Raw genomic sequence first — 25,748 nt, 5'->3', positions numbered from 1 at the left:
TGTAAATCACGCAACTATAGGAAGCCGCCTGAAGCGGCGCCTTGAAAGTTTCCTGGGGAGGAAAGGATGCCCGCCGACGGATACGTCGGCGGGCATTTCCGTCAGGCGGCGGCAAGATGCTTCCGGAACCACGCCGCCAAAGTCTCGACGGCCAATTCACCGTCCGCAAGCGCGAGAAAAACGGTGACGAGTTCAACGTCATCGCAACCGAGCAGATACCCGTTGAGCATGAGAAAGGTCTCACTCACCACCAGCGCTGTCCGCTTGTTGCCGTCCACGAAGGGATGATTGCGCGCGATCCCGAAAGCGTAGTTCGCGGCAAGATCGGCGATGTCGGGCTCGCCATAGGCGACGAGATTCAGCGGACGGGCCAGCGCGCTTTCGAGCATGCCCATGTCACGAATGCCCGCTGCACCGCCGTGCTCGGCAAGCTGCTCCTCATGCGTGGCAATCGTCACCGCGATGTCGACCCAGATCCAATCCCGCGCCACCGCTTATTTGGCGAGCTCGCGCAGAGCGTTGCGGCGCCGCTTCATCACCATGCGCGCGAGTTCCATCTGCTCGGCAAAACCTTGGTCATGCCGCCGGATGTGAATGCCCTCCGGCGTATCGCTGAGGTCGAGAGAATCACCCGCCTCCGCACCTAGCTTGGCCAGCACCTCCTTGGGCAGGATGACGCCCATCGAGTTGCCGATCTTGATCAGCTTCAACTTCTTCGTGGTCCTAACGGGAGCGTTCATACCTATGTTATAACATACGGGCGCGGATCGTTTCAATCGCTCGTGCGCTCCTGCCATCTGTGCCCGGGATTGCTTGTGGAAGGAAATGTGATCGTGGCGGCGACCAAGCATGGCGGCTCCAACTTCGTCATCTATGCGGCGCTCGCGGCCAATCTCGGCATCGCCGTCGCGAAGTTCGTTGCGGCCGCCATTTCGGGCTCGTCCTCGATGCTCACCGAAGGTTTCCACTCGGTCGTCGACAGCCTCAACCAGGTCCTGCTGCTCTACGGCCAGAAACGCGGGCGCCGCCCGCCCGATGCCGATCATCCCTTCGGCTATGGTCGCGAACTGTATTTCTGGAGCTTTGTCGTCGCGATCCTGATCTTCGCGGTCGGCGCTGGCGTGTCGATCTATGAGGGCTGGGTCCATATCGCCGAGCCCGAGCCGCTCCGCGACCCGACGATCAACTATGTCGTGCTTGCCGTCGCCTTCGCGATGGAAGGCGCGTCCTGGCTGTTCGCCATGCGCGAGTTTGCCGGGTCGGTGCGCGGCACGAGCTGGTGGCAGGCGGTGCGCGCGTCGAAGGACCCGGCCGGCTTCATCGTGCTGTTCGAGGATTCGGCCGCGCTGGCAGGCCTCGTGATCGCCGCGATCGGCGTGTGGGCAAGCCATGCCTGGGGCGATCCGCGCATCGACGGCGTCGCCTCGATCGCGATCGGCCTGCTGCTGGGCGTGGTCGCCGCCCTGCTCGCGCGGGAGGCCAAGGGCCTGCTGATCGGCGAAGGCGCGGATCCCGCGGTCGTCGCGCAAGTGCGCAAGATCGTCGATTCACGTCCGGAGATCATCTGGGTGAACCATGTCCGCACGCTCCACACGGCGCCGGACCGAATCTTCGTCGCGATCAGCGCCGATTTCCGCGCCACGCTCAGCATGGGCGATGCCGAGCCGCTGATCGAAGCGATCGAGAGCGAGCTCAAGGCAGCGCTGCCGATGCTCTCCTCAATCTATATCCGCCCCGAACGGCGGGAGGATGCGCCCCTTCTCCATCTCAACGAAGCGGAGAACGGCGGCTGATGCCCGCCGGCTATTCCGCCGGCACCAGTTCGATCACGTCGATGATCGATTCGAACTTCGGCCAGGGCAGTACCAGCCGCCAGCGCCTCTCGTCGACGCGCTCGATATAGCCGACCATGTCCCGGCCATTGTCGTGGCCATAATCCATCGGCTTCTTCTCGTCACCGAACATCATCGTGCCGAGAAACACCTGCCGCGAGGCACTGTCGGCGAACAACAGCCCCACCGGGCGCTGCGATCCGCCGGCCTTGTACAGGCTTGATACCTCGCCCTCGTCGTTGACCCGGCATTCATAGGGTGGATAGGCAGTGAAATCGCGCATCGCGGTGCCGTTGGCGCCCAGCTTGAAAACGCGGCAGCGATACCGCCCCGGGGGAGGCGCCGGCTTCGTCAGCGCCCTGTCGGGCTCGAACAGGCTGCCTTGCCCGGTCAGGTCAGCACCGCGACCGGCTGCCTTGACCTTTGCCAGGGCAGTGAGCCAGGCGGTACGCCAGGTGCGCAGCCTTTCCCGATCACGGTCGGTCACGACCTTGTGCCAGTCCGCGCCCGCCGTCTTCAGCGCCGCCGGCAAAGGTGGTACCGGCACCGGCGGTGGCGTGGTCGTCGACACGATCACCGGCGGCGCGGCAACCTCGACGGACTTGTGCGCCTTGCCGCCGCAACCGGCGAGGAGAGCGCAACCGCACAGGCCGAGGGATAGTCTTTTCAAGCGACCGGTTCTTTCTACAGCAAGGGTGCAGCTAACCATGCCCCGCCTCGAATGCCAACCCGATTGAGCCCGAGCAGATGCCTAGGCAGCAGTCCAGCCTCCGTCGACCGACAGGTTCGCGCCGGTGATCGACTTCGCCTCGTCCCGGCACAGGAACAGGCCAAGTGCCGCGACCTGCTCCGACGTCACGAACTCCTTGGTCGGCTGAGCGGAGAGCAACACATCGTTCAACACCTGCTCGCGCGTCATGTTCCGCGCCTTCATCGTGTCAGGAATCTGGTTCTCGACAAGGGGCGTCCAGACATAGCCGGGCGAGATGCAATTGACGGTGATGCCGTCGGTCGCCGTCTCGAGCGCGATCGTCTTGGTCAGGCCGGCAATGCCGAACTTGGCCATCACATAGGCGCTTTTGTTGGGGCTCGCGACGAGCGAATGGGCCGAGGCGGTCGAGATGATCCGGCCCCATTTCGCCGCCTTCATGTACGACACCGCCGCGCGCATCATGTACCAGGCCGAGGTGAGGTTGATCTTGATGATCGCCTCGAACGCGTCGGCCGGGAAATCCTCGATCGGCGCGACATGCTGGATGCCGGCATTGTTGATGATGATGTCCGGCCCGCCAAGCTCGTCATGGCAGCGCTTGACCATCGCGGCGATCGCCGCCGGATCAGTCATGTCGGCGGCATCGTACAGCGCCTTGGCGCCGTTCGTCGCCTCAAGCGCGGCGCGCTCCGTCTCGATCGCCGCGGCATCGCCAAAGCCGTTGATCATCACGCTCGCACCCTCGCCGGCCAGCGCCTTGGCATAGGCAAGGCCGATGCCCGAGGTGGAACCGGTGATGATCGCGCTCTTGCCCTTGAGGAACATGGGTATCTCCGTGGTTGAAACGTCAGGTGGCGGATTTGGCCGGGGGGCGCACCGTCAGGTCGAACGCCGCTGTCTTGCCGGTTTCGATGTTGGCCGCAACGAGGCGCGCATTGACCATCGTCTCGGCGACCGCCTCGCGCCCGGCATGCCAATGTTCGCGCATGGTCCGCGCCGAGAATTCGAAGTCGCGCGACCCGCCTTCCCAGGCGTTGGTGCGATAGATGAGCTGGACGAGGCTGACCGGGTGCTCAGCCGAGCAGGCGGCCAGCGCCGCGACATCGGGATCTTCCAGCATCGATTCCGGCAGCTTGGCGAGCACCTTGCGCGCGATCTCCCGGTCCTTGCGGATGCGCATCACCTGATTGGATACCTGCCGGGTCCGGCTCGAGAAGCGAATCTCCTTCTCGCGCGCAGCGACATCCATGATCGTCTTGGGCCGTTCGGCTGCCGCGGCGAAAAGATCGACCTGGAACGCGAGCAGGGGCTCCGACTGGTTGTCCAGCACATGAGTCAGCGGGGTGTTGGAGACGAGCCCCCCGTCCCACCACCATTTCCCGTCGATCTCGACCGGCGGGAGGCCGGGCGGCAGCGCCCCGGATGCCATGATGTGCCGCGCGTCGATTCGGGTCGTGGTGGTGTCGAAATAGGTGAAGTTGCCGCTCTCCACATCGACCGCGCCGACGGAGAGCCGGACCGGACCGTTGTTCAGCAGATCCCAGTCGACCAGCGAATCGAGCGTCTCCTTCAGCGGCGTCGAATCATAGAAGCTCAGCGCCTCGCACGTGCCTGGCGCGGCGAATACCGGTGAAACCATGCGGGGCGTGAAAAAGCCGGGCACGCCAGCGGCCATGACGTAGCCGGCCGACCATTCGTGCAGCCATTCGCGGATATGATCGTCGGGATAGATGGGGAAGCTGGGCAGGGACGACGTCACCATGTCCCAGAAGGCGGTGAGCATTTCGACCCGCTTGTGCGGCGGATTGCCGGCGACGATCGCCGCATTGACCGCGCCGATCGAGATTCCGGCGACCCAGTCTATCTCGATCCCGCGGCTCGCCAGTCCCTCGATCACGCCCGCCTGGAAGCTGCCGAGCGCTCCGCCGCCCTGGAGCACCAGCGCGACGCAATCGGGCAGCGGCAGCGCATCAGCCTGGCGCGGCGGCCTGGTAGGTTCGACATCGGCCATCGATCTCGCCATGCGCCGCCGCGACGGCAGGATCAACGGCAGTTTGATGAAAAGCGCGTCACGCACGCTCGGCGGGCGGCACGAAAGGGCGGCGGGTGGCAAGAAAGGGCCTAACGCCCGAATATCGCCGCGACGCTTGCAACAAGCCGGGCCGCCGCGCATTCATGCCGCATCGGCAACGACCCCGGAACACTCCCATGCGGCTCGACGATTTCGATCCCAACATCAATGTCGAGGATCAGCGCGGACAGGGCGGCGGACTAGGGTTCGGCGGCGGTGGCGGGGGCGGCGGCATGCTGTTCGGGCTGCTGCCGCTGGTGTTCAGCCGATTCGGCTGCGGCGGCGTGGTCGTCCTGCTGATCGTCTTCGCGATCTTTGGCGGCGGTCTCGGCTCGCTCACCGGCGGGGGCAGCCAATTGTCCGCGCCGACGACTCAGGTCAGCGATCGCCAGGCGGGCGGCACCGACACGAAATCGAGCTGCACGCTCAATGCGGCAAGCAAGGCGGCGTGCAACGCGTTCAGCTCGGCCGACAAGACCTGGGCGGCACTGTTCAGCCGCGGCGGCGAGCGCTTCGTCCAGCCCAAGCTGGTCTTCTATGGCGGCGAAGGACGTTCCGGCTGCGGCGCTGCGCAGAGCGCGATGGGGCCATTCTACTGCCCGAGCGACCAGGGCATCTATCTCGACACCAGCTTCTTCGACGAGCTCGCCACCCGCTTCGGCGCCAAGGGCGATTTCGCGCAGGATTATGTGATCGCCCATGAATTCGGCCATCACATCCAGAACCTGCTCGGCACCTCCGACAAGGTGCAGCAGCAGCAGGCACGTTCCAGCCGGGCCCAAGGCAATGCGCTGTCGGTACGGCTCGAGCTCCAGGCGGATTGCTTCGCCGGCGTCTGGGCAGCGCAGAATCGCGACCGCATGGAACCAGGCGACCTGGAAGAGGGCATGACCGCCGCGCACGCGATCGGCGACGACACGCTGCAGCAGGAGGCCCAGGGCCGCGTGGTACCCGACAGCTTCACTCATGGCACCTCGGCGCAGCGCATGGCCTGGTTGAAGCGCGGGCTCGACAGCGGCGATCCCAACCAGTGCGATACGTTCAGCGGAGCGATCTAATCCCCGCCGATATCGTACGGGATCTCGGCACCAAGCCCCATGGCGGCAAGCGGCGCATCCACCGCCCGGCCCGGCGATCCCGTGCGCCGCTGCCATGGCGCAAAAGGCAGCATCAGGTTCTCCAGCCGTTCGACCAGGTCGAACAGCGCATCGTCGTCGAGCCGATAGCCGGGCACCTGTTCCATGTGATGGCGGATGCGCCGAGAGAGGGATTCCTTCCTGACGCAGCTCTCGCCCGAGAACCGCCGCAGGCAGACGGCATAGCCTCCATCAGTCCAGCTTGCCCATTCGGCTTCGGCGCAACGGATGGCGCCTTCGGGATCGACACTCGCTTTCGCGAAGGCGCCGGGAGAGGCAAGAATGGCAAGCGGTTCAGCGGCCAGGGCCTCGACAAAGGTCGCGATGAAATGCGCGCGATTCCGTATCGCCGCTTCCTCGACGGACAGGCCTCGCTTCAGACCAAGCAGCGCGCGACGCCCCCACCAGATGGCGGCCGGAGCATACCAGAGCTTGCCGAGCGGCGGCGCTTCAGTCGCCTCGAGCGCACTCCACCAGACGCCGTCATGCTCGGCATAGATGGGACCGGGCATCGCACCGGCCGCGACGAGACTTTCGACGAGATCAGGAGCAGCACCGATCTGTCGGCAGAAGAATTGAGGCGTCAGGAACCAGCGCTGGACTTAGGCAAGATTTGTCATGCGCCAGCCATAGCGCCGTAAGCTGGAAAGATGCTTCGGCCGTGCCTGAACGATGCCCGGCCACAAAGAGCATTTGCGAAGGGAAGGGCGAGGACAACCGATGTACACCGATCGCCCTCACCCCACGCCGCTAAACGACTTGCCCCTCTCCTACCGAGAGAGGGAAAAAGGCTTCAGGTGCCCGAGAAGCTGCGGTTGGGAGTATGCCGGCCCTTGCCGCTGTCCTCGTCGCGATTCTCGTTGAAGAAGGCGCCGCTGCGCTCCTCGTCGCGCCAGTGTGCCTTGGCATCCTCCGCCGTCTTGCGGATCTTCACCTTGTCATCGACCGACTCGATCCAGCGCGACGGGATCGAATGGTGTCGTCCGCCGGCATCGACATCGCTCTTGGTCAGGATGATGCGATCGCCGCGCACCTTGTCGACGGTGCCGACATGCTCACCATCGGAGCCGAGCACTTCCATATGCTCGGAAACCTTCGACAGCGCGCTGCGCTGCGTCTGGCGTTCTGTGCGCCAGCTGCCGAACTCGTTCTCGAACTTCGAGCGGTTCTCGTGGCGATATTCGTCATAGTCACGGTCCAGCGCGTCGATCTGCGACCGGCGCCAGCTATGATAATCGTCGTCGCGCGCATAGGGGCTGTGCTGGCGTCCGCCGCCATGGCGTTCGTCGTAGCGCGAGTCCAGTTCACGGCGACGCTCCGCCTCCTCGTCGCCGAACCACGAACGAACCTCGTCACCGGCACGGCTGAAAAAGTCCCGATCCTGATAGTCATAGCCTTCGGGCCGTTCACGATCCCGCCGCTGGCCATAGGTGTCCCGGCGGCGATAATCGCGGTCACCCGTCTCGGTGAAGCGATGCCCGTCAGCACCATAACTGCCGCGATAGTCGCCCTGGAAACCGCTATCGCGAGTATAGCGACGCTGACCCTGGCCAAGCCCGCGCTGGTCGCGATAGGCATAGCCCGAATTGCCGTAGTCGCGCGGCCCATAGTCGCGCCGACCCTCGTCCCCGTCACGACCGCGCCCCAGTTCGCCCGCCGCCCGATATTCCCGGGCGCTTGAATAGGTGTAGTCCTGGCCAGACCCGTAATCGCGGGTGTAGTTCCCTTCGCCGCTGTCCGAATAGTCGGCCTGCGGGTTGGTGTTGCGGAGATAGCGTCCATTATCCATGACGGCGTCCTTCCTTCAATTCTGCGGTGCCGGCGGGCCGCACTATCGCGCCTGCCCGACAGCCAAGAAAGGGATGAAAGCCGTGATTGTTCCGATAGTTACGCTGACGTAGCGAAATCTCGCCGCGTCGTTGGAGCAGTTCGGCGCAGCGAAAGTTCGGAGGGCCCGGGCGATCCGGTTGCATCGCCCTGAAAGGCTCGCTAAACGCGCGGTTCCGGCCCGAAATACGGACCCGGAGCGGGTGCGGGGCTGTAGCTCAGATGGGAGAGCGCTGCAATCGCACTGCAGAGGTCAGGGGTTCGATTCCCCTCAGCTCCACCAGCGCCCGCCGACCAAGATATTGGTACCCTGCGAAAATATTGAACAATAGATACGCCAGGCCCCAATTGCTCCCACACAATGATGCGAACAAGGGCGAGCGGCGCTGAATGATGACGATCGAGCCAGCAAAAGCGCCAAGCATTATTCACTCGATAAGCCTGGCGCGGAACTGGATGCGCGCGGTTCGAGGTCAGGCCGTGACGACCTACGGCGGAATCCGAGGGTGCGAGTCAACTTAGTATCTGGCAACGCCGCCTATGACGGTACAGCGAGCGGACCTGTCCTTGTCCTTGCGTGTGGCGCTGGAGGCGTGGGCGGCGGTGAATAAGGCGCGGCCCAATCAAAGGCCGCGCCATATCGGCTCAGAGGTGCTTCTTGATCGCGCCCTTTGCGTCACCGACGGCTTTTTCGGCTTTGCCCTTGATGACCTGGGCCGCGCCTGACGCCTCGAGCTTGTGGTCGCCGGTCGCCTTGCCGACCGCTTCCTTGGTCTTGCCGATCGCCTCGTTTGCAACACCTTTGGCTTTGTCTGCGAACTCACCCACGGGAACTCTCCTCACAAGCGGCAACGATGCCGCGGGTGCTCAAATCTCGCTGGCGCGAATCGTTCCGCCAAAACGACACATGGGCTCAGAACACGATGCATGAGCCGGTCCCGGTAGAACCTGGCGTCTCGCTGAGGAATTTTCTCGCCAGCTCCGGGCACCTTCGTCTCCAGGGTACGGTGCTCGTATCCAAGGGTTCGCCGAGAGCAGAACCTGAATGATGAAATGGCGGCTCACAGGGTGGTCGCACGCGACCTCACGCAAGACCATCCAGGACAACGTTTCCCCCATCGATCTGACTGCATCGGCTTGCCGGAGCCATGCTCGCAAAACCGCCCCGTTGTCCGCAATCGATCCAGCAGTGCCGCGATCGCCCCGGAGCTGGAAGCGCCCTAATCTGGCGCGTTCAGGAAATCGGCAAAGGCTTGCCTGACCGGCTCGGCGGCGCTGGCGGTCAGCTCGGCAACCCGAGCCGCGACCTCGTCTATCTGGGCCCGATCCTCGCGATAGGCCATGTCCCATTCACCGAACTCGCGCCGGGTCGTGACGCGTCGGCTCAGCAAGAGCAGGTCGTGATGACGATCGTCCCTGACGATGCGCAGGAAGGTATCCTCAACGGCCTCTTTCGGACCTTCAAGAACCTGAAGGAATCGGCCCGACTTGCATGCCAAGACACCGGTAATCTCAAAGATCTTGTTGTTGCTCCGGGCCTGCTCGCATAAATGCGTTATTTCGCCGAGATCAAGACCCTTCCGGGCTACGCTGGTATAGACAAGCTGCAGCAGAAATCAGTTCCTTTGCCCTTCATCTACTTGGCATAACGTGCCAATCGTTCCTCCGTTCCGGGGCACGATCACACCGCTAGTCAGAGGTCGTGTATTCAGCCTAATAGAAACTGCCGCAGCTTCTGAACCCATCCAGGAACACGAGAGGCCTCGTCGCTCCATTGCTCGAGCAGGATACCGGGTCTTTCGTTGGTGCGGATCTTCTCGCCCACCGTATAGTCCAGTGCAGTTCACATCCAGGGCGGACTTGGTAAATCCTACCCACATCCCTGTCATACCCGCGACTAGCGTTGCCGGCTGGAGGGGCTGAGAACCTTAATATAATCGATTAAGCGGCACCCTCGAATCTCTGGCCAATGAACCATCCGAGCCAGCCGGTGCGGTTGTGCCGACCAATTCGAACGCGCCCTCTGCTCCTCCGCTGGAGAGGCGAAAAACTGACCACATTCCGGCGCCAGATTCATCCAAGCCGATCAGCCGCCCGCCGCCATCTCCCCCATCGTCACATAATCGAGCTTGCCGGTGCCGAGCACGGGCAGCGCGTCGACCACGCGTATCTCGCGCGGCAGCGCCAGTTCGGCCACGCCGTTCGCCTTGCCCCAGGCCAGCAGTTCGGCTGCGCTGGCATTTGCGCGGGTGGTGAACAACACGAGTTGCTCGCCCTTGCGTGCGTCAGGCCGGGTGACGACGGCGTGCTCCGAGTCAGGCCATAGCGCGGCGGCATAGCCCTCGACCGCGGGGAGCGAGACCATCTCGCCGCCGATCTTGGCGAAGCGCTTGGCGCGGCCGCGAATGGTGACGAAGCCGGCCTCGTCGATCGTGACGATATCGCCGGTATCGTGCCAGCCTTCGGCCGGGGGCTGGAGCTGGCCGGGTGCGTCGACCTTGAGATAGCCGGCCATGATGTTCGGGCCACGGATCGACAGGCGCCCGCCCTCCTCGATACCGGGTACCGCCTCAAGCGTCGCCTCGATCCCCGGCAGCAGGCGGCCGACGCTGCCCGAGCGGAAATACATCGGCGTGTTGACCGCGATCACCGGCCCCGCCTCGGTCGCGCCGTAACCTTCAAGGATACGCAGCCCGAACTTGTCGGCATAGGCACGCCGCGTCTCGTCCCGCACGCGCTCGGCCCCGGCGAAGATGTAGCGCAGCGAATAGAAATCATAGCTGTGCGCCATGCGCGCATAACCGGCGAGGAAAGTGTCGGTGCCGAACAGGATCGTCGCATTTGCGTCATAGGCCAGGGCTGGCACGATCCGGTAATGCAGCGGGCTCGGATAAAGCAGGGTCTTGATGCCGCTGAGGATCGGCAGGAGCGTGCCACCGGTCAGACCGAAGCTGTGGAAGACCGGTAGCGCATTCAGCACCAGGTCGCTCTTGTTGAAGTCGATCCGCGCCGAGAGCTGCAGGCAATTGGCCAGCAGGTTGCGATGAGTGAGCACCACGCCCTTGGGCAGGCCTTCCGATCCGCTGGTGAACAGGATCACCGCGCCGCTCGTCGGCGGGACGACGCGACGGCGATGCAGCCGGCCGGCAAAGCGGGTGGCGAGCAGGGCACGAAGCTTGGCACCCGTACCGATGCCGGCCGCGACATCCTCAAGATAGCGGATCGCAATACCCTCCGCCGCCAGCCCCTCGGCCACCGCCTCGAGCTTGGCCTGGGCGATGAAGGCGCGCGCGGTGACGATGGTGCGGACCTCCGCCGCCACGCACGCCGCCTTCAGGTTGGCGAGACCGGCGGTATAGTTGAGCATCGCCGGCACCCGCCCGATCGTCTGGAGCGCGAAGAAGGTCGCCACCACGCTCGACACGTTGGGCAGCAGCACGCCGACCGCCTCGCCCTGCTTCGTGCCCCGTTCGAACGTGCGGCCAAGCGCCAGGCTGCCGGTGATCAGCTTTTTGTAGGTCAGCGGATCGCGCTTGATGTCCTCGACCACCGCCGTCTTGCCGCCATGAATGTCCTTCGCGTCGAGCAGCGCCTGGAACAGGGTCCGGTCGATGTCGGAGGTGGCGAAGATCATGTCGCTCATCACGTCGTAGAGATGCCGCCCGGCGATGGCGCGGCGCGCACGCGCGCTCATCTGCCCCTCGATCACGAAGCGGCGCGGCGGCAGGATCGTCAGGCTGATCTGCGGGAAGGTGCGCTGCCTGACCTTGCCCTTGAGATAGGAGAAGGGTGTGAACTGTGCCCCGTCGATGCGTACCGGGACGATCGGCGCATCGGCCTTGTCGGCAACCATGCCGGGGCCGTCGAAGATCTTCATCAGCGCGCCGGTGACGGTGATGCGCCCCTCAGGGAAGATCACCAGGGTGTTACCGCCGCGCACCGCCTTGACCATCGACTTGGCCGACATCGGGTTGGTCGGATCGACCGGAAAGGCGCGGAACAGCTTCAGCGCCGGCTGGATCCACCACAGCTTCACCACCAGGCTGTTGACCGCGAACACCGGCTTGCCGGGCAGGAACACGGCGAGGAGCAGGCCGTCCAGCCAGGACACGTGATTGACCACCACGACGGCGCGTTCGCCCGGTTGCGGCATATTCTCCGCGCCGTGCACCTCGATGCGATAGACCAGGGTGAGCAGGCCGCGCAGGAGCGACTTGATCACCGTCTCCGGCAACAGCCAGCAGGAGATCAGCGCGATCGCCATGGTGGAGAAGCCAAGCGCCCCTATCACGCCGGGGATGCTCGCGCCCTGGGCCTGGATGAAGAGGACGACCGCCACCACCGCGACCATGATCGCCGCGTTGACGATATTGTTGGCGGCGATGATGCGCGAGCGCTCCTCCGGCGGGGTCGCCGTCTGGAGGATCGCATAGAGCGGCACGACGAACATGCCGCCTGCAGCCGAGATGCCGACGAGATCGACCAGCACCCGCCAGTTGCCCGGGTTCTTCGCGAACTCCCAGGAGGTCACCGGCGTGCCGGGGATCGGATAGTGGCGGGTGGCGAGCCACAGGTCGATCATGAAGGCCGCCATCGCCAGTGCCGAGGCCGGCACATATTTCGCCGACACGGCTCCCTTGAGCAGTCGGTTGACCAGGGTCGAGCCGAGCGCGATCGACACGGAGAAGATGATCAGGAACAGCGTCACCACGCCCTGCGTGCCGCCCAATGCGCCGGATACCAGCGGCAGGAAATTGGTGACGAGGATCGCGCCAACCGCGAAGAACCAGCTGATCCCGAGGATGCACAGCCACACCCCTTCACCCTCATGCGCCGACTTCAGGATCTGCCAGGTACTGCGGAACGGATTTCGGTCGATCCTCAGGTCGGGCGCCGCCGGCGGCGCGGGCGGGATCGCCAGGCTTGCCGCGAAGCCAACGCCAGCCAGCGCGGTGGCCGCCAGGCCGCATTCCCACGCCGGCAGCACGCCGGTCACCGCGAGCAACTGCCCGCCCAGGATGGCGAGGAAGGTGCCGCCCTCGATCAGGCCGGTGCCCCCGACGATCTCGTTATGCTGGAGATGCTGGGGCAGGATCGAATATTTGACCGGGCCGAAAAAGGTCGAGTGCATGCCCATCATGAACAGGGCGGCGAGCAGCGCCGGCACCGACTGAAACCAGAAACCGATCAGGCCAAGGCCCATGATAGCGATTTCAGCGCCCTTGATGATGCGGACCAGCCGGGCCTTGTCCCACGCATCGGCAATCTGCCCCGCCATCGCGGAGAAGAGGAAATAGGGCAGGATGAAAAGGCCCGTCGCGATGTTGCCGAGCAGGGCGACATGGTTCGGGTCCTGCGGGAATAGCGTGTAGGTCGCGAGGCTGAGCATCGCGAACTTCAGGACATTGTCGTTGAACGCCCCAAGGAACTGGACGACGAACATCGGCGCGAAGCGCCGTTTCGCGAGCAGCGAGAAATCGGGTGCCGACATTGATCAGGTGCCTCCCAGCTGAACGGGCGATCATGGCGGACCGACGCGCCTTCACCAAGGCATGTCTGCACCGATCCGGGACCAGCCGTTCAAATCCCGGCGACTCGCCGGACGATGGGGAGATGCCATTAAATTGAGCGCTGTTCAATAAATAAATTAGACACTGTTCAATTTTAACCCTAATCCCTCTTCCATGGGCCGCAGATCGGATCATTCGCGCGAGGAGCTGGAGGAGCTGATCCTCGCCGAAGGTCACGGGCTGCTGGCGGAAACCGGCTATGCGCGCTTCTCGGCACGCGAGGTGGCGAAGCGGATCGGCTATTCGATCGGCACGATCTACAATGTGTTCGGCAGCCTCGACGCGCTGCTGCTGGCGATCAACAGCCGCACCTTCGTGCTGTGGGCGGCCTGGCTGCGCGAGAAGCTGGCGGTAGCCGGCGACGACCGGATCGCGGCGCTGGTCGCCGGCTATTTCGACTTCGCCGAGCGCAATCCCAATCTGTGGATGGCGATCTACGATCATCGCCAGCCGCCGGGTACCGAAATGCCCGAGGGCTATCGCCGGCTGCGCAGCGGGCTGACCGGGATCGTCGAGGCTGAGATCGCCCATGTCCTGCCCCAGGACCGGCGCGGCGAGGCCCCCGCCCTTGCCCGATCGCTGGTCGCACTGGTCCATGGCCATTGCGAGTTCGCGCTCAACGGCACCTTCGCGCTGCTCGGCGAACAGGATCCGCAGGCGGCTGCGCTCGCCCGGGTACGCGAGGCGCTCGCGGCCGGCGGGGCGACCGGAGCGGCTGTCGGCCGGGCATAGCCAGCTGTGCTTGTCGAGCGGGGAGAGGTGGTCCCGCTGCGCGAAACCACCTCTCCCAATGCCCTTTATTTGCCCTCGATCGTCGCCTTCGCTGCTTCGAGCCGCAGCGCATAGGCCTCAAGCACCTTGGCAGTCCGCCCGGCATAGATATTGGCGTCGTCGAAACGCCGCTCCTCGATCGCCTCGCGCACGCCCGGCAGCGTCTTCGCACCATAGCCGGTGAAGCGGCCCGGCGCGTAGATCATGTGCTTGTACCAAGGCCGGCCCGGCAGGCCGCGCTCGTCGAGCAGGAGCTGGTCGATATCGCGAAGCTGCGCATTGAGCTTCACGCGCCGCGCCTGATCGAGCTTGCCCCCCTTGTCGGCATAGGCGCTGTCATAGGCACTCGCGGCGGCCTTCAGCCGATCGACCGCATCCTCAAGCGCCGCCAGTTCGATATGCGGGGTGTTCGCTTCAGCCGCCACCGGCGCGACCGGCTTGAGCGGATCGCTCGCGATGCGGAAAGCACCGTCAGCCAGCAGCTTCTCGCGCTTGCGATCCTCGGTCCTGCGATCCTCGGCAAGTTTCTTCACCTCGCCCAGATAGGTCGAGACGGTATCGGCGAAATCGCCGAAGCGCTGCGGCGGGGTGTCGGCGTCGGCGACACGCAGCACCAGCCGCCCAACCGTCTTGGACAGCGCCGCGCCATATTTCAGGCCGGGATCGTCGAAGGTCGTGAAATGGTGGTAGCTGTCATAGATCGAGTGATAGACGCCGCCGCTTTCCTCCTCGCCACCGAACCCGATATTGAGCGCCGGCAGGCCGAGATGCTGCAGATAGGCCGAATAGTCGGATCCCGACCCAAGCGCGCCCATCGGCACGTCGCCGCCTTTTTCCGCCGCCGCCAGCGCGGCATCGTCGACCCGGCCGATCTTGTCATACGCCCGGGCGCGCAGCCCTGCCCTGGCCCGCTCCGCGACGCTGACGCCGGTCTGCGGGTCCGTCACGTCGGCAGCGACCGAATTCACCAGATGCTGGAAATCATGGCTGCCCTCGGCGCCCAGGAAGCCGCGGCCATTGCCATCGGTGTTGATATAGAGGACCGCCTTGGCCTTGAGTTCGGCCGCATGGGTTTCAGCCCATTCGGTCGAGCCGAGCAGCATCGGCTCCTCGGCATCCCAGCTTGCATAGACGATCGTCCGTTTCGGCCTCCAACCCTGCTTCCACAGGCCGCCCAGCGCCTTCGCTTCGGACAGCATGGCGACATTGCCCGACAGCGGATCGGACGCACCGAACACCCAGCCGTCATGATGGTTGCCGCGCACCACCCACTGGTCAGGATATTGCGACCCCTTCAACGTCGCGATCACATCATAGATGGTCTTCTGCGACCAGTCGGACTTGACCGCGAGATGCACCTGCACCTTGCCGTCGCCCCCAGTGTGATAGGCGATCGGCAAGGCGCCCTGCGCGCCATTGGCCACCAGCGGCCCGCCGAGACGCGACAGCAGCTTGCTCGCGTCGCCATAGGACATGGGCAGCACCGGAATCTTCAGGATGGTCACCGCATCCTTGCGATCGATCCGCTTGGCATTCGCGGTGGAGCCGATGCCCGGGGTCAGCGGGTCGCCGGGATAGACGGTCATGTCAGCGACCGAGCCGCGCTGCACGCCGAAATCGGGACGGGCGCCCCCCTTGGGATAGACGTCGCCGTCGCCATAGCCGTCCTGTTGCGGATCGGAATAGATGATGCAGCCGATCGCGCCATGTTCCTGCGCCAGCTTGGGCTTCAAGCCGCGCCAGCCGGCACCGTACCGGGCGATGACGATCTTGCCCTTCACGTCGATCCCGCGCCGCGCGAGCGCCTTGTAATCGTCGGGCAGACCGTAGTTCACATAGACCAGGTCGCCGGTGACGTCGCCGTCGCCCTGGAAGGCGACATAAGGTGGGAGCGCGCCGGCGAGGTTGGCCGAGGTGTCGTCGCCCGGCACCGCCGGCTCCTGCCCGCCGAGCACGATCTTCTCGGGCGCGACCATCTCGACAACGGTCGAGATCGGCGTCGGATAGAGCACCTGGAAGGTCTCGATCTTCGCATCCCAGCCCCATTCCCTGAACTTCGCCAGGGTGAACTCGGCATTGGCCTTGTCGTGCGGCGACCCGACATGATTGGGTGCGGAAGACATTGTCTTGAGCCAGTCCATCTGGTCCTGCGAGCTCACACCCGCGTCGAACGCCGCCTCCTTGGCCTTCTGGTCCGCCGGTGCCGCGAGCCCCGCCTGCGCCAGCACCAGGGCGCACGCGCCCGCCATCAGAAATCCGAGCTTCGCCATATAGAGAATCCCCCTGCGACCTGTGTGTTGGCGCAGCATGCCACGCCGGCACCGCGATGCAACGGTGAAGCGCGAGCCCGTACCGATATCTCGCCTGACGATCGTCGCCGTACCGTGAGGGCATGTCGAGGCACCGTGATCCGGCGCTCCGACTGCGCCACGTCATGCATTCCCGGCAAGTCGGGTTCGCGCGCGCCCCGCAAGGCCGTTCATGGCCGCACTGGTAAGCTGCGCCAGGCATGCCTACACCAGCCCCATGCCCGACGCGCCGCCCGCCATCCCCGCCGCCACGCTCGTCCTGTTCCGCGAAGGGCCAGGCGCGCCCGAACTGTTGATGGTGGAACGCTCCAAGGCGATGGTGTTCGCTGGCGGCGCGCTGGTGTTCCCCGGCGGCCGGGTCGACCCGGGCGATCATGCGCTTGCGCTGACACTGCCCGGCGTCCCTGAGGACATGGCCGCGCGTATCGCCGCGATCCGCGAGACGGTCGAGGAGGTGGGTGTTCCGGTCGGCCTGAATCCCGGGCCGGATGCCGATGCCCTCGCTGCTCTCCGCGCGGCGTTGCACGCCGGCATCTCGTTCGGCGAGGCGCTGCGCGACGCCGGGCTGGCACTTGACCCCGCACCGCTGGTCCCCTTTGCCCGCTGGTTGCCGGCACATGCGCATATGCGCATCTTCGACACGCGCTTCTATCTCGCACGCATGCCTAAGGACGTATCCGAACCGGTGGTCGACGATACCGAGAATGTCCGCGTCTTCTGGGCGACGGCGCAGGCGGTGCTCGACGATGCCGATGCCGGCCGCGCACGGATTATCTTCCCGACGCGCCGCAACCTCGAACGCCTCGCCCGCTTCGCGAGCTTCGATGAGGCGGCGGCCGACGCGGCACGCTACCCGATCCGTCCGGTCACGCCGTGGGAAGACCAGATCGGCGACGTGCCGCACCTCCGCATCCCCGACGATCTCGGCTATCCAGTCACCGCGGAACCGATCACGAGCGCCCTCAGAGGTTGAGGGCCCCGATGCGGGCGGCAATGCGGACGGTACGGGGGCTCGTCGGCGGCATGACAATCGCCGCGATCATGCTGGCGACCGCATTGCTGCTGTTCGCCGCGTTGCGCGGCCGGCCACAGGACCTGCCCTGGACACCACTCGACCTGAGCCAGCCGATCGGCATGACGACCGGACGCAAACTCGCCGGACTGACCGGCGATTTCCCCAGATGCCGGGCGCTGCTCGACAGGGCGGGAGTGCGCTACACGGCGCTGGCCGAGGTAAAGGCCGGCCGGTGCGGCTATGCCGACGGCGTACGCTTCGATTCGGGCGGATCCCGGCGCGCCGCCTATTCGCCGGCCGATCTCGGCACCGCGTGCCCGGTGGCGGCGGCCCTGTCAGTGTGGGAGTGGAACGTGATCCAGCCCGCCGCGCGCCGGTTGCTCGGCAGCCCGGTCGCGACGATCGAGCATTTCGGCAGCTATAATTGTCGTCGCATCGGCGGCAGTACGGCGTGGAGCGAGCACGCCACCGCCGACGCGATCGATATCGCGGGGTTCCGCCTGGCGAACGGCAAGCGCATCACCATGGCGGCTGACTGGAAAGGCGACGGGCCCGAAGCGACGTTCCTCCACGAGACCCGCAACGGCGCGTGCCGCCTGTTCTCAACCACGCTGTCGCCCGACTATAATGCAGCGCATCGCGACCATCTGCACCTCGACCAGGCAGCGCGTGGCGAATTCGGGTGGCGGGCATGCCGGTGAATGCCGCCCCTCCCGTCAAGGGAGGGGAAGCAGGTGATCAATGCGGGAGCGCGGGTGCCTCGACCTTTTCAACCCATTTCGGGAAGAAGGCCGGCTGACGATTCGACCAGCCCGACGCGGTTGCGGCCGCCTCGCTGATCGACTGGAGCAATTTGCGGCGCAAGTCGGGATGGAGGTGCGGCAGCGCCGCCGCCGAGCAGAAAGCAGCGGGCAGCCACGGCCGCACCTCGGCGCCGATCAGGCGCTCGTAGAGGAAGCGATAGGCCGAGAAAGTGGTGAGCCGTCCCTGCCCCAGATCGAATGCCGTCACCGTCATCAGCGGCGCCAGGAAGGGCTCGACCGAGTCGAGGCCGCTATCGTCGGGGATGATCGCACGAATATCGGGAAGGCGGGCATAGAGGCGGGCCTGGGCGCGGATGCTGGCGGCCTCCACCACGTCGCGCGACCAGCGGCTCATTGCGTCGTCGCGGTCGAGACCGATGTCGAGCGAGCGCCGGATATAGCGCTGGGTCGAGGAGCTGAAACTCGCGAATTCCTTCATCTCGGCCAGCGTCATCGCGCCATTCGCCGGTTTCATCTTGGCACCCATATCGTCACCCCACCCGCAATCGTGGAACCGGTGCCGATGATGCGCCAGGATGGTTAACAGTGTCCTTAACGCGCCGTCGTCCGGCGTTAAGCATCGAATCACAGTTCCTGCTGCGATGCAACAAAGGTTGCGACGAACGGTGTGCTGCGGACCGAAAAGTGCGGACAAGTGCGATAGTTGCGCAACATATCACTGAAACCGCCCCTCCCCGCGGACGCGGACAGGGGCGGTGATGGTCGGTAATATTCCTGAGACGGGTTCAGGCGCTGAAGGCCTCAGCCCGCCTTCTCTTTCTTCAGGCGCGCCTCTTCATCGGCGTCATAGCCTGAGGATGCCGCCGGCGCGTGATTGTGCACCGGCTGAGTCGAGGAAGGCGGGTCTGACGCATCCATCGATTCGTCGAGTGCAGCGTCGAGCCGGGCCTCCTTGCTTTCAGGATCGCGTTCGAGCCGGGCGGCGATAGAGGCATCCTGCCCGGCTTCCTGCCGGGGGTGATGGATCGCCTGATTCTCCTCCGGATCGCCTGCAGCCACGTCCCGGCTGTCGGGCGTCTTCTGATCGATTGTCGTCCGGTCCTCGGTCATCGCCACTCTCCTGGGCTGTTACGAGGGAAGAACGAGCGACGCGCCGGATGCGTTCCTGCGCACGTGATCCGGCGACGCCGGGATCAGCCGTCGATCCGGCGAACCACCACGCGCTGCTGGTTCATCATCGCCCGGCCGAAGACCGTCATGAACGCGATGTCAGTCGCGTCGCGCCCTACCGCCACCCGGGCGAGATCGCTGCACGACGCCATGCCCGTTGCGTCCACCAGATGCCACGCCCCTGCCAGCCACAGCTCAGCGACGGCGTGGAAATCAGGCGGGTCGACGCCCGGCGCATAGGCCGACACGCACCGCGCCGGGATTCCGCCCGCCCGTGCCAGCGCGACCAGCAGATGGGCATAGTCGCGACACACGCCGCGGCGATCGGCAAAGGTCATCAGCGCTGTCGTTACGCCGCTGCTGCTTCCCGACGCATAAGTCAGATGCGCGCGCACCCAGTCACCCATCGCCGCGGCAAGCGCGCCGCCTTCGAGCCCGGCAAACTCCTGCTCGACAAATCCTTCGAACTTGTCGGACTCGCAATATCGGCTGGGCAGCAGATAGGGGATGGTCACCGCCGGCAGCATTCGCGCCGGGGTCGGCGCCAGCGCGGCCAGATCGGCGACGCCCCGGTCGATCGCCACCACCGCCCGATATTCGACACGGAAGGCGCCGTCACCCCGCGCCCAGGTCCGCTGGCCGATCCCTTCCTCGCCGCGCACGGCGCGCAACGGCTCATTGCAATAGATGCTCAGATCCTGCTGCTCCAGCCGCTGATCGGCCATCGCCGCCGCCTCGACCAGCAGCAGCACGTCCGCGGAGCCTTCGATCCAGTAATCGAGCATCACGTCGATCGCGAGGCGCATGGCGGTTCCTAAATCCCCTCTCCTTCCAGGAGAGGGTGGGAGCCCCGAAGGGGCGGAGGAGTGAGAGTGGCGGAAGAACGACCGATTTACGCATAGCAAAAGGCCCGGCAGGTTTCCCCGCCGGGCCTCTCGTTTGAGCGATCAAGCCGCGTTCTGGTTCCGGCCCGCCTTAGTTCCGGTTGCCGAACAGACGCAGGATGAACATGAACATGTTGATGAAGTCGAGATACAGGCTCAGCGCCGACATGATCACGACATGCTGCTCGGCGCTGGTGCCGGCGACCTGGGCATACATGCTCTTGGTACGCTGCGTGTCATAGGCGGTCAGGCCAGCGAACAGCAGCACGCCGACGATGCTGATCACCAGCGCGAACGCACCCGACTGGAAGAACAGGTTCAGCAGGCTCGCCACGATCAGGCCGACAAGGCCCATGATCAGGAAGGTGCCAAACGCCGACAGGTCACGCTTGGTCGTATAGCCGTAAAGGCTGAGACCGCCGAACGCCGCCGCCGTCGCGAAGAACGACTGAGCGATCGAAGTGCCGGTATAGACGAGGAAGATCGTCGACAGCGACAGGCCCATCGCCACCGCGAAGCCCCAGAACATCGCCTGCAACGTGCCGGCGGACATCCGCCCGCCGCCGAAGCTCATGCCGAACACGAAGGCCAGCGGTGCGAGCATAATGACGTATTTCAGCAGGCCGCCGCCGAACATGATCTGCGCGGCCGGCGAGGTCGCGCCGCCCCAGGAGAAGGCCATCGCGACGATACCCGTCAGCAGGATCCCCGAGAACATGTAATTATAGACCGACAGCATGTAGCGGCGCAGACCCGCGTCAAACGCCTCGGTGCGTGCGCCCGTTGCCGTCGCGAACGATGTCGCGCCAGATTGGGGGTCGGACCAATTAGCCATTTCGAAAAAGCTCCTTTGACCCGGCATCATGCCGGATGACCGGAATATCGCTCTTATCAGAGGGGTTTTCAAGACAATCCGGCGGGTGTGCCTTAGGGGCCAGCAACACTTTATTACAAAAACCGGCGCTGGAGATGACAATGACGACAGGCGCGGTAGAATCGCGCTCATGCACCGCCTGTTCGTCGCCCTGCGCCCGCCCCCCACGGTCCGCGCCGCCCTTGCCGCGACGATGGACGGCGTGCCCCAGGCACGCTGGCAGGATGACGACCAGCTTCACCTGACCGTCCGCTACATCGGCCCGGTCGACGGCCGCATGGCCGAGGATATCGTGCTGGCGCTGGGCCATGTCCATGCGCCGCCGGTCGAGGTGGCGCTGTCAGGTGTCGGCGCTTTCGACAAAAAGGGACGCGTCGATGCGCTCTGGGCCGGCGTCGCCCCGCACGACGCGCTCGCCGCGCTTCACCGGAAGGTCGATCACGCACTCGTCCGCCTCGGCCTGGCACCGGAGGGACGTGCCTATCTGCCGCACGTTACGCTCGCCCGGATCAGCCGCGGCGCGGGCTTCGGGCTTGAGATCGAGCGGTGGCGGGCGACCCATGGCGGCTTGGCCAGCCAGCCCTTCACGATCGAGCATATGACCCTGTTCGAAAGCCATCTCGGCGGCGAAGGCGCGCGATATGACGTCGTGGAGCGCTGGCGGCTCGACTGAACGCGAATCCGCTTCCGTATCCTCCACGCTCTGCTAGCCTCACCAGCAGAAACAGATGGGGAGGATCATGGCCACCACGCCCACCGGCGCGTCGTCGCGCACGCCAGCCTATGCCTGGTACGTCCTCGGCATCCTGTTCCTGGTCTACATCCTCAATTTCGTCGACCGGCAGATCATCTCCATCCTGGCCGAGGACATCAAGCGCGACCTGGGGCTCAAGGACGAGGATCTCGGCTTCCTCTACGGCACCGCGTTCGGCGTGTTCTATTCGCTGTTCGGTATCCCGCTCGGCCGCCTGGCGGACAACTGGAACCGAGTCCGGCTGATGACGATCGGCCTAGCACTCTGGTCGGGCATGACCGCCCTGTCCGGCTTCGCGCGAAGCGGCGGGATGCTGGCGGCAGCGCGGATCGGCGTCGGTGTCGGCGAGGCCACCGCCAGCCCCTCGGCCTATTCGCTGATCTCCGACTATTTCCCGAAGCGCCTGCGCGCGACCGCGCTCGCGATCTATTCCTCCGGCCTTTATGTCGGCGGCGGGCTGTCGCTCGGCATTGGCGGGCTCATCGTCCAGCGCTGGAACAAGGCATGGCCCGAGGGCGGGCCGCTCGGCCTGCACGGCTGGCAGGCGGCATTCCTGATCGTGGGCATTCCGGGGCTTGTCGTCGCCCTGTGGATCGCGACGCTGCGCGAACCGAAGCGCGGCGCATCCGAAGGGCTGGCCGAGCCGCCCCCCCACCCCGCCCCGTTCCGCGAGTTCCTCGAAGAGCTCCTCACCATCTTGCCGCCGCTGACCCTGATCGGTGCTGCACAAGGCGGCGTCCGCGCCTTCATCGTCAACCTGATCGGCCTGGCGGCCGTGATCGGTTGCGTCAGCGGGCTGATCGCGGTCGGCGAGCCCTGGCCGCAATGGGTTGCGATCGGGATCGGCGTCTATGCCGTCTTCTCCTGGGCCTGTGCGCTGAAGCGGCGCGATCCGCCGACCTTCCGCCTGATCGTCGGGAACCCCGCCTTCCTCTGCATCGTCGTCGCCTATGGCCTCAACGCCTTCCTCTCCTATGCGGTAAGCTTCTGGGCAGCACCCCACGCGTTGCGCGACCTGGGCGCCTCGCCCGCGACCGCCGGACTGCTGATCGGCGGGTTCGGCGCGGCGGGCGGCTTCATCGGCGTCACGATCGGCGGCATCGTCGCCGACCGGCTCCGGCGCAGCTTCGCCAACGGGCGCGTGATGGTCGTCATCTTCGGGGCGGTCGCGCCGCTGCCGGCGGTCTGGGTCGCCTTCACCACCCATGATCTGTGGCTTTATTACGCGATGCTCCCCGTCGCCCAGATCTGCGCCGCCTCGGCTCTCGGCGCCTCGGCGGCGACGATGCAGGATCTGGTGCTGCCGCGCATGCGCGGGACGGCGACGGGGACGTTCTTCATCGGCACGACGCTGCTCGGCCTGGCGATGGGCCCCTATCTGGCGGGGCGCGTCTCCACGCTGACCGGCAGCCTGTCGGTCGGCGTGCTTTCGCTGTTGCTGACCATGCCCGTCACGCTGGCCGCCGGCATCGCCGCCTACCGGCTGGTTCCCAAGGCCGAGGCCAGCCGCGAGACCTGGGCACGCGAGGCAGGCGAAGCGATCTGATCCTGCCCCGCGGCCGCGGCGGCGGCGTCCTCAGCGCGCCGCCACCGGTCCTCCCGCCGCGATCCAGCGGTCGATCTTCTTCTCCAGCACGGGCATCGGCAACGCGCCCGTGTCGAGCACCTCCGCGTGGAAGCCGCGCGGATCGAATTTGGCGCCCAGTGCCGCCTTTGCCTTCGCCTTGGCGCCGGAGATGGTCAGCTGCCCGATCTTGTAGGCCAGCGCCTGCCCGGGAATCGCGATGTAGCGTTCCACCTCGGCCGTCGCGTCGGTACGGGCCATCGGCGAGTTGGCGAGCATATAGTCGATCGACTGGTCGCGGGTCCAACCCTTGGCGTGAATGCCCGTATCGACCACCAGCCGCATCGCGCGCAGCATCTCGTCGTTCAGGCCGCCCATCCGCTGATACGGGTCGGTCTCGACGCCGAGTTCGGGCCACAGCGTCTCGGCATAGAGGCCCCACCCCTCGCTATAGGCGGTATTCCCGCCGAACCGCATGAACGCGGGAAGCGCTGCGTTTTCCTGGGCGAGACTGATCTGGAAATGATGCCCCGGCACTGCCTCGTGCAGGAACAGAGTCTCCATCTCCCACATGTAGCGCGAGGGAAGATCGTAGGTATTGTAATAGAAGACGCCCGGCCGCGACCCGTCCGGCGTACCGCCCTGGTAGGACCCGCCGGCATCGGTCTTTTCCTTGTAGGCCGGGACCGGGCGGATCTCCAGCGCGGTCTTGGGCAGCAGGGAGAATTGCTCGCCGATGCGCTTCTGGATACGTGCGCCGATCGCGGTATAGCCATCGCGCAACTGCGCGGCGGATTCAGGCACGAACCTCTTGTCGGTGCGCAGGAAGGTGAAGAAGTCCGCCAGCGTGCCCTTGAAGCCGACGGCATTCTTCTGGACCTCCATCGCCTTCAGGATGCGCGCGACCTCCGACAGGCCGAGCTTGTGCACCTCTTCCGCCCCGAGCGGCAGCGTCGTGTTGGATTCGATCAGATAGGCATAGAGCTTGTCCCCGCCCGGCATGCCCGACAGCCCGACGCTGTCCCGCGCCGCGGCCAGATAGCTATTGGCCAGGAAATCGCGCATCCGCTTCTCGGCCGGCACGATCACGTCGCTGATCTGCGCCGCATATGCCGCCCTGAGCCGTGCCTGATCGGCGGGAGAGATTCCCTCCGGAAACTTCTTCACGGGGCCATAGAAAGTCGATGCCTCGCCCTGCTCGGCGATCAGATTGTCGAACTGGCCGATCATGTTCCGCACGACCAGCTTGGGCTGGACGATCCCCGCCTTCATGCCCTCCCGAAACCGGACGATCGCCTCGTCGAGAAGGCGCGCATAGCCTGCATTGCGCTTCAGGTTGTTCTCGTAATCCGCCAGCGTCTTGAACGGCGCAGCCCCCTGGCCGGAGGCGAAATCCGGATAGAAGGTCTGGAAGCCGAAGAAATGATCGAGCGGCCGAACGATCGTCAGCGCCACGATATCCTGGCTCAGTCCGCGCAGGGCGATCTCGGTCTGGTTGCGGAACACGTCATAGGCCACCTGATCCACCGCGGTCAGCTTCGCGCGGTCGATTGTCGCCAGATTGCGCAGGTTGCCTTCATTGGCGGCGCGTTCGGCGGCGATATGGGCGTCGGACAGGTAATCGCCGAACTGATCCGCATAGCGAAGATCGCCCCGGAATATCGCGGAGATCGGGTCGCGCTTCAGACCCGCCTCGTCGCTGTCGTAGAACAGGCGCTTGAGCTTCATGTCCTCGGCACTGTCGCCCGGGAGCGGCACCGGCGGCGCCAGGGCCTGGGAATAGGCAGGCACCGCCGCGGTGGAGGCGAGCAGGGCAGCGAGGGCGATCTTCAGGTACATGACATTTCCTATTGTCCGATGATGTCGGAGCCTAGGAATGTCCGTCCTGAACGACAAGCGACACCGTCGCCACCCGCGCCCGCCTCCAGCGCGACATGCCGGCAGCGCCTAGCCCGCCGCGAACACCCCGCACGCGATCCGCGCGCCGCTGTTGCCCGAAGGATCGGTCATCAGGTCGTCCGGGGCGGCATGCACCACGATCGCCGACCCGTCAGCGTCGAGCAGCCCCGCCATCGTCGCGCCCGGAACGGTGATGCCGAGCGTGCCACGCCCGTCGGTGCCAACGATGAGATTGGGCAGGTCCCCCTCATGCGGGCCCGCGGGGTTCATCGAACCATGCTTCATCCCGGTCGGGTTCCAGTGCCCGCCCGCGCTGGCGAAGTCCGGCGGCGTGCAGGTGCCGGTCATATGCACATGCGCGCCGTGCGTGCCCGGCGGCAGGCCTTTGGCATCGATGGTGAAGCGCAGGCCGCCCACGACTTCATGCGCGGTGACCCGGCCGGCGTCGGTGCCGTCCGCGGTGCGCAGGCTTGCGGTCGCCACCGCACCATCGGCGACTGGTGCCCCGACTTCGGCATGCGATTTGCCGCACGCCGAAAGCCCGAGCACAAGCGCAGCCGCCGTCCCGATCGTCATGATCCGCATCTAATTTCTCC

24 protein-coding genes and 1 tRNA gene are annotated in these 25,748 nt (G+C 65.5%); 8 read left to right on the top strand and 17 right to left on the bottom strand.

Annotated features, from left to right (window positions below; genetic code table 11):
* Window positions 1–101: 101 nt before the first annotated feature.
* Both NDN01_RS02220 and NDN01_RS02215 read right to left on the bottom strand, forming a co-directional pair.
* Window positions 102–491 carry a type II toxin-antitoxin system death-on-curing family toxin gene (locus NDN01_RS02220; protein ID WP_272625508.1) on the bottom strand — a complete coding sequence of 130 codons (390 nt, stop codon included), beginning with the start codon at window positions 489–491 and terminating at the stop codon, window positions 102–104.
* Between the two features lie 3 nt (window positions 492–494).
* Window positions 495–740, bottom strand: a complete 246-nt coding sequence (locus NDN01_RS02215; protein ID WP_272625507.1) for an AbrB/MazE/SpoVT family DNA-binding domain-containing protein — start codon at window positions 738–740, stop codon at window positions 495–497.
* 93 nt (window positions 741–833) lie between these two features.
* Here NDN01_RS02215 and NDN01_RS02210 point away from each other — a divergent pair, with 93 nt between their 5' ends.
* Window positions 834–1,793, top strand: coding sequence for a cation diffusion facilitator family transporter (locus tag NDN01_RS02210; protein WP_272625506.1), 960 nt, complete (start codon window positions 834–836; stop codon window positions 1,791–1,793).
* 10 nt (window positions 1,794–1,803) lie between these two features.
* Here the strand turns inward: NDN01_RS02210 and NDN01_RS02205 are convergent, their stop codons facing one another.
* From NDN01_RS02205 to NDN01_RS02195, 3 genes are all read right to left on the bottom strand, one after another.
* On the bottom strand, window positions 1,804–2,502 hold the full coding sequence (locus NDN01_RS02205; protein WP_272625505.1) for a DUF4893 domain-containing protein: 699 nt from the start codon (window positions 2,500–2,502) through the stop codon (window positions 1,804–1,806).
* An 81-nt stretch (window positions 2,503–2,583) separates the two neighbouring features.
* A complete protein-coding gene (locus NDN01_RS02200; protein WP_272625504.1) occupies window positions 2,584–3,369 on the bottom strand; it encodes a 3-hydroxybutyrate dehydrogenase in 786 nt (261 codons plus the stop codon).
* A gap of 22 nt (window positions 3,370–3,391) precedes the next feature.
* Complete coding sequence (locus NDN01_RS02195) at window positions 3,392–4,555, bottom strand: patatin-like phospholipase family protein (protein WP_272628458.1); 1,164 nt, start codon at window positions 4,553–4,555, stop codon at window positions 3,392–3,394.
* Window positions 4,556–4,752: 197 nt separating this feature from the next.
* Between NDN01_RS02195 and ypfJ the strand changes: the two genes are divergently transcribed.
* Window positions 4,753–5,673 carry a KPN_02809 family neutral zinc metallopeptidase gene (ypfJ, locus tag NDN01_RS02190; RefSeq protein WP_272625503.1) on the top strand — a complete coding sequence of 307 codons (921 nt, stop codon included), beginning with the start codon at window positions 4,753–4,755 and terminating at the stop codon, window positions 5,671–5,673.
* On the opposite strand, the gene NDN01_RS02185 is transcribed toward ypfJ, so the two are convergent.
* Window positions 5,670–6,263 carry a DUF6058 family natural product biosynthesis protein gene (locus NDN01_RS02185; protein WP_272625502.1) on the bottom strand — a complete coding sequence of 198 codons (594 nt, stop codon included), beginning with the start codon at window positions 6,261–6,263 and terminating at the stop codon, window positions 5,670–5,672. The genes ypfJ and NDN01_RS02185 overlap by 4 nt on opposite strands.
* Before the next feature lie 281 nt (window positions 6,264–6,544).
* A complete protein-coding gene (locus tag NDN01_RS02180) occupies window positions 6,545–7,540 on the bottom strand; it encodes a DUF2171 domain-containing protein (RefSeq protein ID WP_272625501.1) in 996 nt (331 codons plus the stop codon).
* A 245-nt stretch (window positions 7,541–7,785) separates the two neighbouring features.
* Between NDN01_RS02180 and NDN01_RS02175 the strand changes: the two genes are divergently transcribed.
* Window positions 7,786–7,861, top strand: a tRNA-Ala gene (locus tag NDN01_RS02175).
* Window positions 7,862–8,223: 362 nt separating this feature from the next.
* On the opposite strand, the gene NDN01_RS02170 is transcribed toward NDN01_RS02175, so the two are convergent.
* From NDN01_RS02170 to NDN01_RS02160, 3 genes are all read right to left on the bottom strand, one after another.
* Entirely contained in the window at window positions 8,224–8,406 is a 183-nt protein-coding gene (locus tag NDN01_RS02170; protein ID WP_272625500.1) for a CsbD family protein, read from the bottom strand.
* 392 nt (window positions 8,407–8,798) lie between these two features.
* Window positions 8,799–9,137, bottom strand: coding sequence for a BLUF domain-containing protein (locus NDN01_RS25940; protein WP_443025278.1), 339 nt, complete (start codon window positions 9,135–9,137; stop codon window positions 8,799–8,801).
* A gap of 527 nt (window positions 9,138–9,664) precedes the next feature.
* Window positions 9,665–13,069, bottom strand: coding sequence for an acyl-[ACP]--phospholipid O-acyltransferase (locus NDN01_RS02160; protein WP_272625498.1), 3,405 nt, complete (start codon window positions 13,067–13,069; stop codon window positions 9,665–9,667).
* Window positions 13,070–13,262: 193 nt separating this feature from the next.
* Here NDN01_RS02160 and NDN01_RS02155 point away from each other — a divergent pair, with 193 nt between their 5' ends.
* Window positions 13,263–13,880, top strand: coding sequence for a TetR/AcrR family transcriptional regulator (locus tag NDN01_RS02155; RefSeq protein WP_272625497.1), 618 nt, complete (start codon window positions 13,263–13,265; stop codon window positions 13,878–13,880).
* Window positions 13,881–13,945: 65 nt separating this feature from the next.
* Here NDN01_RS02155 and NDN01_RS02150 read toward each other — a convergent pair whose 3' ends face one another.
* Window positions 13,946–16,189, bottom strand: a complete 2,244-nt coding sequence (locus NDN01_RS02150; RefSeq protein ID WP_272625496.1) for a transferrin receptor-like dimerization domain-containing protein — start codon at window positions 16,187–16,189, stop codon at window positions 13,946–13,948.
* Window positions 16,190–16,445: 256 nt separating this feature from the next.
* On the opposite strand from NDN01_RS02150, the gene NDN01_RS02145 reads away from it, so the two are divergent.
* Window positions 16,446–17,201, top strand: coding sequence for an NUDIX hydrolase (locus NDN01_RS02145; RefSeq protein ID WP_272628457.1), 756 nt, complete (start codon window positions 16,446–16,448; stop codon window positions 17,199–17,201).
* A 20-nt stretch (window positions 17,202–17,221) separates the two neighbouring features.
* Complete coding sequence (locus NDN01_RS02140; RefSeq protein ID WP_272625495.1) at window positions 17,222–17,944, top strand: extensin-like domain-containing protein; 723 nt, start codon at window positions 17,222–17,224, stop codon at window positions 17,942–17,944.
* A 37-nt stretch (window positions 17,945–17,981) separates the two neighbouring features.
* Here the strand turns inward: NDN01_RS02140 and NDN01_RS02135 are convergent, their stop codons facing one another.
* From NDN01_RS02135 to NDN01_RS02120, 4 genes are all read right to left on the bottom strand, one after another.
* Entirely contained in the window at window positions 17,982–18,521 is a 540-nt protein-coding gene (locus tag NDN01_RS02135) for a hypothetical protein (RefSeq protein WP_443025188.1), read from the bottom strand.
* Window positions 18,522–18,808: 287 nt separating this feature from the next.
* On the bottom strand, window positions 18,809–19,117 hold the full coding sequence (locus NDN01_RS02130; RefSeq protein WP_272625493.1) for a hypothetical protein: 309 nt from the start codon (window positions 19,115–19,117) through the stop codon (window positions 18,809–18,811).
* 83 nt (window positions 19,118–19,200) lie between these two features.
* Complete coding sequence (locus NDN01_RS02125; protein ID WP_272625492.1) at window positions 19,201–19,983, bottom strand: transglutaminase-like domain-containing protein; 783 nt, start codon at window positions 19,981–19,983, stop codon at window positions 19,201–19,203.
* A 169-nt stretch (window positions 19,984–20,152) separates the two neighbouring features.
* Window positions 20,153–20,896 (bottom strand): Bax inhibitor-1/YccA family protein, encoded by a 744-nt coding sequence (locus NDN01_RS02120; RefSeq protein WP_272625491.1) that lies wholly within the window; start codon window positions 20,894–20,896, stop codon window positions 20,153–20,155.
* 169 nt (window positions 20,897–21,065) lie between these two features.
* On the opposite strand from NDN01_RS02120, the gene thpR reads away from it, so the two are divergent.
* Window positions 21,066–21,608, top strand: coding sequence for an RNA 2',3'-cyclic phosphodiesterase (gene thpR / locus NDN01_RS02115; protein ID WP_272625490.1), 543 nt, complete (start codon window positions 21,066–21,068; stop codon window positions 21,606–21,608).
* A gap of 67 nt (window positions 21,609–21,675) precedes the next feature.
* Window positions 21,676–23,235, top strand: coding sequence for a spinster family MFS transporter (locus NDN01_RS02110; protein ID WP_272625489.1), 1,560 nt, complete (start codon window positions 21,676–21,678; stop codon window positions 23,233–23,235).
* A 30-nt stretch (window positions 23,236–23,265) separates the two neighbouring features.
* Here the strand turns inward: NDN01_RS02110 and NDN01_RS02105 are convergent, their stop codons facing one another.
* Window positions 23,266–25,092, bottom strand: a complete 1,827-nt coding sequence (locus tag NDN01_RS02105; RefSeq protein WP_272625488.1) for a DUF885 domain-containing protein — start codon at window positions 25,090–25,092, stop codon at window positions 23,266–23,268.
* A gap of 108 nt (window positions 25,093–25,200) precedes the next feature.
* Window positions 25,201–25,737, bottom strand: a complete 537-nt coding sequence (locus NDN01_RS02100; RefSeq protein ID WP_272625487.1) for a superoxide dismutase family protein — start codon at window positions 25,735–25,737, stop codon at window positions 25,201–25,203.
* Window positions 25,738–25,748: the final 11 nt, after the last annotated feature.

The sequence above is a fragment of the Sphingomonas sp. QA11 genome (assembly GCF_028473665.1).
Classification (GTDB): domain Bacteria; phylum Pseudomonadota; class Alphaproteobacteria; order Sphingomonadales; family Sphingomonadaceae; genus Sphingomonas; species Sphingomonas phytovorans.
The sequence above is the reverse complement of the archived record's forward strand: the minus strand, read 5'-3'. Positions and strand labels throughout refer to the sequence as shown.

Bases quoted from the DNA above. Each gene is read 5' to 3' on its own strand.
- NDN01_RS02125 (WP_272625492.1), bottom strand. From the start codon at position 19,983: ATGCGCCTCGCGATCGACGTGATGCTCGATTACTGGATCGAAGGCTCC.
- NDN01_RS02155 (WP_272625497.1), top strand. From the start codon at position 13,263: ATGGGCCGCAGATCGGATCATTCGCGCGAGGAGCTGGAGGAGCTGATC.
- NDN01_RS02140 (WP_272625495.1), top strand. From the start codon at position 17,222: ATGCGGACGGTACGGGGGCTCGTCGGCGGCATGACAATCGCCGCGATC.
- thpR (WP_272625490.1), top strand. From the start codon at position 21,066: ATGCACCGCCTGTTCGTCGCCCTGCGCCCGCCCCCCACGGTCCGCGCC.
- NDN01_RS02120 (WP_272625491.1), bottom strand. From the start codon at position 20,896: ATGGCTAATTGGTCCGACCCCCAATCTGGCGCGACATCGTTCGCGACG.
- NDN01_RS02110 (WP_272625489.1), top strand. From the start codon at position 21,676: ATGGCCACCACGCCCACCGGCGCGTCGTCGCGCACGCCAGCCTATGCC.
- NDN01_RS02200 (WP_272625504.1), bottom strand. From the start codon at position 3,369: ATGTTCCTCAAGGGCAAGAGCGCGATCATCACCGGTTCCACCTCGGGC.
- NDN01_RS02185 (WP_272625502.1), bottom strand. From the start codon at position 6,263: ATGCCCGGTCCCATCTATGCCGAGCATGACGGCGTCTGGTGGAGTGCG.
- NDN01_RS02100 (WP_272625487.1), bottom strand. From the start codon at position 25,737: ATGCGGATCATGACGATCGGGACGGCGGCTGCGCTTGTGCTCGGGCTT.
- NDN01_RS02195 (WP_272628458.1), bottom strand. From the start codon at position 4,555: ATGGCCGATGTCGAACCTACCAGGCCGCCGCGCCAGGCTGATGCGCTG.
- NDN01_RS02145 (WP_272628457.1), top strand. From the start codon at position 16,446: ATGCCCGACGCGCCGCCCGCCATCCCCGCCGCCACGCTCGTCCTGTTC.
- NDN01_RS02135 (WP_443025188.1), bottom strand. From the start codon at position 18,521: ATGAAACCGGCGAATGGCGCGATGACGCTGGCCGAGATGAAGGAATTC.
- ypfJ (WP_272625503.1), top strand. From the start codon at position 4,753: ATGCGGCTCGACGATTTCGATCCCAACATCAATGTCGAGGATCAGCGC.
- NDN01_RS02105 (WP_272625488.1), bottom strand. From the start codon at position 25,092: ATGTACCTGAAGATCGCCCTCGCTGCCCTGCTCGCCTCCACCGCGGCG.
- NDN01_RS02215 (WP_272625507.1), bottom strand. From the start codon at position 740: ATGAACGCTCCCGTTAGGACCACGAAGAAGTTGAAGCTGATCAAGATC.
- NDN01_RS02180 (WP_272625501.1), bottom strand. From the start codon at position 7,540: ATGGATAATGGACGCTATCTCCGCAACACCAACCCGCAGGCCGACTAT.
- NDN01_RS02150 (WP_272625496.1), bottom strand. From the start codon at position 16,189: ATGGCGAAGCTCGGATTTCTGATGGCGGGCGCGTGCGCCCTGGTGCTG.
- NDN01_RS02130 (WP_272625493.1), bottom strand. From the start codon at position 19,117: ATGACCGAGGACCGGACGACAATCGATCAGAAGACGCCCGACAGCCGG.
- NDN01_RS02160 (WP_272625498.1), bottom strand. From the start codon at position 13,069: ATGTCGGCACCCGATTTCTCGCTGCTCGCGAAACGGCGCTTCGCGCCG.